Source organism: Streptomyces sp. NPDC005761 (genome assembly GCF_040630635.1).
GTDB lineage: Bacteria > Actinomycetota > Actinomycetes > Streptomycetales > Streptomycetaceae > Streptomyces.
In genome coordinates this window covers 1-4610 of sequence record NZ_JBEXXX010000067.1, presented here as the reverse complement: position 1 = coordinate 4610, position 4610 = coordinate 1, and the positions used below count along the sequence as shown (strand labels likewise).

The 4610-nt window shown below is 72.2% G+C and carries 4 protein-coding genes and 1 pseudogene; 4 read left to right on the top strand and 1 reads right to left on the bottom strand.

Annotation, left to right across the window (positions count from 1 at the left end; translation table 11 throughout):
• The 3 genes and pseudogenes from ABZ434_RS34430 to thrS form a co-directional block, all read left to right on the top strand.
• Positions 1–335 (top strand): annotated as a pseudogene (locus ABZ434_RS34430) (hypothetical protein); the annotation flags it as partial.
• Positions 336–492: 157 nt separating this feature from the next.
• Positions 493–1236: a class F sortase gene (locus ABZ434_RS34425; protein WP_359145513.1), complete on the top strand. Its 744-nt coding sequence runs from the start codon at positions 493–495 to the stop codon at positions 1234–1236.
• 165 nt (positions 1237–1401) lie between these two features.
• Positions 1402–2661: a threonine--tRNA ligase gene (gene thrS, locus ABZ434_RS34420; protein ID WP_359145510.1), complete on the top strand. Its 1260-nt coding sequence runs from the start codon at positions 1402–1404 to the stop codon at positions 2659–2661.
• Here thrS and ABZ434_RS34415 read toward each other — a convergent pair.
• On the bottom strand, positions 2658–3860 hold the full coding sequence (locus tag ABZ434_RS34415; RefSeq protein WP_359145507.1) for an MFS transporter: 1203 nt from the start codon (positions 3858–3860) through the stop codon (positions 2658–2660). The two genes, thrS and ABZ434_RS34415, sit on opposite strands and share 4 nt — an antisense overlap.
• An 80-nt stretch (positions 3861–3940) precedes the next feature.
• Here ABZ434_RS34415 and ABZ434_RS34410 point away from each other — a divergent pair, with 80 nt between their 5' ends.
• Positions 3941–4519, top strand: coding sequence for a sugar O-acetyltransferase (locus ABZ434_RS34410; protein WP_359145504.1), 579 nt, complete (start codon positions 3941–3943; stop codon positions 4517–4519).
• Positions 4520–4610 lie beyond the last annotated feature (91 nt).

The window sequence follows — 4610 nt, the reverse complement described above, 5'->3', positions numbered from 1 at the left end:
GCGGCAAGGACGACTGGAAGAAGGACAAGCCCGAAGGCGGCATGCACGCCGGTGGCGGTGCCATGTCGATGACGGTCACCAAGGAGTGGCAGCCGGACAGCGACGAGGCCGGCAAGACTGAGAAGTCGACGAAGACCGAGAAGAGCGAGAAGTCCGAGAAGAGCGACGAGGGCTGGAAGAAGGACAAGCCCAGCGGTGGCGTGCACACGGGCGGTGGCGCGATGGCCATGACCGGCGGCGGTCTGGCAGCCGGTTCGCTGCTGCTCCTCGGCGGTGTCGGGGTCGGCGCCTACAAGCTGCGCCGTCGTCAGGCGACGGGTGGCGCGATGGCCTGACCCGGCCGCACCGCGAGCCGGCCGCATTCCTGTCGCGGCCGCCGTCCCTCCGGACGGCGGCCGCGGCGCCTTCGTTTTCCCCCTGGGGCGCCGCCCTGACCAAGCCCGCCCCGCGTCACCTCCCCCCTCGCTCCGCACGGACGAAAGGCACGTTCCCATGGCCGCCCCGCAGTCGCCCGATTCCTCCTCCCGGACTGCCTCCGACACCGTCACGCTCGGCCGCGCCCTGCTCTGGCCCGCCGCTGTGGCCGGGCTCGGCATGCTCCTCATCTACAACTCCATCGGCCCCTCGGCCGACGACAAACCACCCGCCCCGCTCGCAGCGTCGGCCCCAGCCACCCCGGTGCCCCGGGCCTCCGCCTCCTCACCGGCTGCCGCCGTTCCCCGCCAGGCCACCCCTTCTCCCTCTCCCACACCCACCACCGCGCCCGCACTGGCCCGTTCCGTTCCCAAGCGGCTCAAGATCCCCGCCATCGCCGTGGACGCCCCGTTCACCCCGCTGTCGATCGGGGCCTCCGGCCGACTGGACGCCCCTCCCCCGAACGACACGAACCTGGTCGGCTGGTTCAAGGGCGGTGTGACTCCCGGCGAGCGCGGCGCGGCGATCGTGGCGGGCCACGTCGACACGCTGACCGGCCCGGCCGTCTTCCTCCAGCTGCGGTTCCTGCGGCCCGGGTCGACGGTCGACATCACCCGTACGGACGGCACGGTGGCCACGTTCAAGGTCGACACCGTCGAGACGTTCAGCAAGGCGAAGTTCCCCGACAAGCGGGTCTACGCCGATACGACGGATGCCCAGTTGCGCCTGATCACGTGCGGCGGCAACTACGACAGGAAGGCCAAGGACTACGAGGACAACGTGGTCGTGTTCGCCCACCTCGCCTCGGCGAAGAAGGGGTGAGCCTCCGTGCCCGTCCGGCGGAAAACCCCGTGCGACGGACCCTGGGCCGCTGTTAGCGTCCCCGCATGAACAAGCGCGCTGCGATGACGACGACGCCGGAGAGTGTCCCGGCGCGCTGACTTCCGACCAGTCCGAAGCCCCGGGGCGAGTGCCCCGGGCTTCTGCTTGCGGTCACTCGCCTCCGTACCCGAGGAGACCGCCATGCCCGACCACCGCAGACTCGGCCGCGAGCTGGAACTGTTCGACACCGACCCGCTGATCGGCGCGGGGCTCCCCTACTGGCTGCCCGACGGAGCGGCCCTGCGGCACACCCTGGAGGAGTACATCCGCACCGCCGAGCGGCTGGCGGGCTACCGGCACGTGTACTCGCCGGTGCTCGGCAAGCGGGAGCTGTACGAGATCTCGGGGCACTGGTCGCACTACAGCGACGACATGTTCCCGCCGATGGAGCTGGGCGCCGAGCAGGTCGTGCTGCGGCCGAGCCTGTGCCCGCACCACGCGGTCATCTACCGCTCCCGCTCGCACAGTTACCGCGAGCTGCCGCTGCGGATGGCCGAGCTGGGCGGCATGTACCGCTCCGAGCTCTCCGGGGTACTCGGCGGGCTGACCCGGGTACGGGCCATCCAGCTCAACGACGCCCACATCTTCTGCACCCTGGACCAGGTCGCCGGGGAGGCGCGGGCCGCGCTGGACATGATCCGCGCGGCGTACGAGGCGCTGGGCATCCATCCGGCCCGCTTCCGGCTCTCGCTGCCGGGGCCGGGCGGGAAGTACGTCGCGGCCCCCGGGATGTGGCGGCGCTCGACCGCCCTGCTGACCGAGGTGCTCGATGCCTCCGGGCTGCCGTACGAGGCGGTCGAGGGCGAGGCCGCGTTCTACGGGCCGAAGATCGACGTCCAGGTCGCGGACGCGGCGGGCCGGGAGTCGACCCTCTCGACCGTCCAGGTCGACTTCCACCAGCCGGAACGGTTCGATCTGCACTACATCGGCGCGGACGGCGCGAAGCACCGGCCGGTCATGGTGCACCGCAGCATCATCGGCAGCGTGGAGCGGGCCGTCGCCCACCTCATCGAGCAGCACGGCGGCGCGTTCCCTGCCTGGCTCTCCCCCGTCCAGCTGGCGATCCTGCCCGTGTCGGACGCCGAACTGCCGAACGCCCAGGCGCTTGCCCGCCGTTGCCTCGCGCTCGGGTTGCGCGCGGAGGTCGGCGGCCGGGAGCGCGGCAGTCTGGGGGCCAGGATCCGGGAGGCCCGGCTGGTGCCGTACCAGGCGGTCATCGGCGCTGCGGAGGCCGCGGACGGCCGGGTGGCGCTGCGGCTCCGGGACGGGCGTCGCATCGATCCGCTGCCCGCCCGGGAGGTGCTGGAGCGGATCGGCGCGGTCGTGGCCGCCCGCAGCAGCGAGTTGTGGGGTGGAAAACCTTAGGTGGTGACGGGCTCCGTCTCCGCATCCGCGCGGCGGCCGGTCTCCAGCGCTCCGGCGAGCGCGCACGCGACGACCAGCAGGACGAGAACGACCGTCATCGTGAGCCGGAGACCGATGTGGTCGGCGAGGAAGCCGAGCGCGGGCGGGCCGACGAGGAAGGCCACATAGCCCGCGGTGGAGACCGCGCCCACCCGTGCCGCCGCGTGGTGCGGATGGTCGCCCGCGGCGGACACGGTGACGGGGAAACCGAGCGACGCGCCCAGTCCCCACAGCACCGTGGCGGCGCCCGCCATCGCCGGGCTCGGCGAAACGATCACCACCGCCAGGCCCAGCGCGGCGACGACCGCGCTGATGCGCACGACCCGGGCAGGGCCGAAGCGCTCCAGGAGGGGGCCGCCGACGAAGCGGCCGACCGTCATCGAGGAGGCGAAGACCAGGAAGGTCAGCGAGCCGGCGGTGGCACTCACCTCGTAACCGTCCACCATGAGCAGCGGCAGCCAGTCGTTCGCCGCCCCCTCCGCGAAGGCCATGGCCAGCACGATCAGCCCGATGAGGACGAGCCGCCGGTCCTGCCACACCGTCAGCTGGCCCCGCCACCCGCCCGGTCCGGAGGTGTCGGCCGCCTCCTTGCCCGTGCCGTGCGGGATCGCGCGGACGGCCACGACCGCGGCGACGGCGACGAGCACCGAGACGGCCGTCAGATGCCATCCGACCGGGACCGCGGCCGCGGTCAGCGCCATGCCCAGCAGCGCCCCGACGACGGTGCCCAGGCTGAAGCAGCCGTGCAGCACCGGCAGCACGGGGCGGCCGATGACCCGCTCCACGTCCGCGCCCTCGATGTTGAACGCGACTTCGGCCAGCCCCATCCCGCCGCCGAACAGGGCCAGTCCGCAGAAGACCCCGCCCGCCAGTACCAGGCCCGTCCCCGCCGCGACGACCAGCAGCCCGGCGACGATCAGCGCCGCACCGACGGTGATGGCGGCCCGGCCCCCGCACCGGCGTACGAGCGGGCCGGAGGCGGTCACGCCGGCCATGGAACCGGTGGACAGCCCGAAGAGCACCAGCCCCATCGCGCCGGTGGACACGTCGAGTCCGTCCCTGACGGCGGGGGTGCGCGCCACCCATGAGGCCATGCCGGCTCCGGCGGCGAGCATGAAGAGGAACAAGGCGGCACGCCGGCGGCGTGTTGCAACATCCATGACAGCGGGCCTCGACAGTCCAGAAAAGGGTTCCAGCAGGAGCGTACGATCGTACGCCCTTGGAGTGTACGATCGTACCCATGACGGACCACTTCGCGGGAGACCCGCGTACGAACCACGAACGCATGCTCGCCGGGGACCTCTACATCGCCGACGACCCCGCGATCGTGGAGGCCCAGCGTCGCGCCGTGCGACTGGCCGCCCGCTATCTGGCGGCCTACACCGAGGACCCCGATGCCGCACAGCCCGTCGTCGCCGAGCTCCTGGGCGCTGTCGGTGCCGGCGCGCACATCCGGCCGCCGTTGTACGTGGACTACGGCACGTACATCACGGTCGGCGAGGACACGTTCATCAACTACAACCTCACCGCTCTGGACGTGGCCCCGATCACCATCGGCCGCGACTGCCAGATCGGGCCGAACGTCCAGCTGCTCACCCCGACCCACCCGGTGGACCCGGAGCCGCGCCGGGACAAGCTGGAGGCGGCCCGCCCGATCACGATCGGCGACAATGTCTGGCTGGGCGGCGGCGCGATCGTGCTGGCCGGGGTGACCATCGGGGACAACAGCGTCATCGGCGCGGGAGCCGTCGTGACGAAGGACGTTGCCGCCAACGTGGTCGCGGTCGGCAATCCGGCCCGGGTGATCCGCTCGATCTAGGGCGTGTTTCGAAAGTCCCGCCTGTCCGGCGACGCCTGGCACGCACGCTCGCCGCGTTGTCGGGATCACCCCGATACGCCCAGTATCGGGG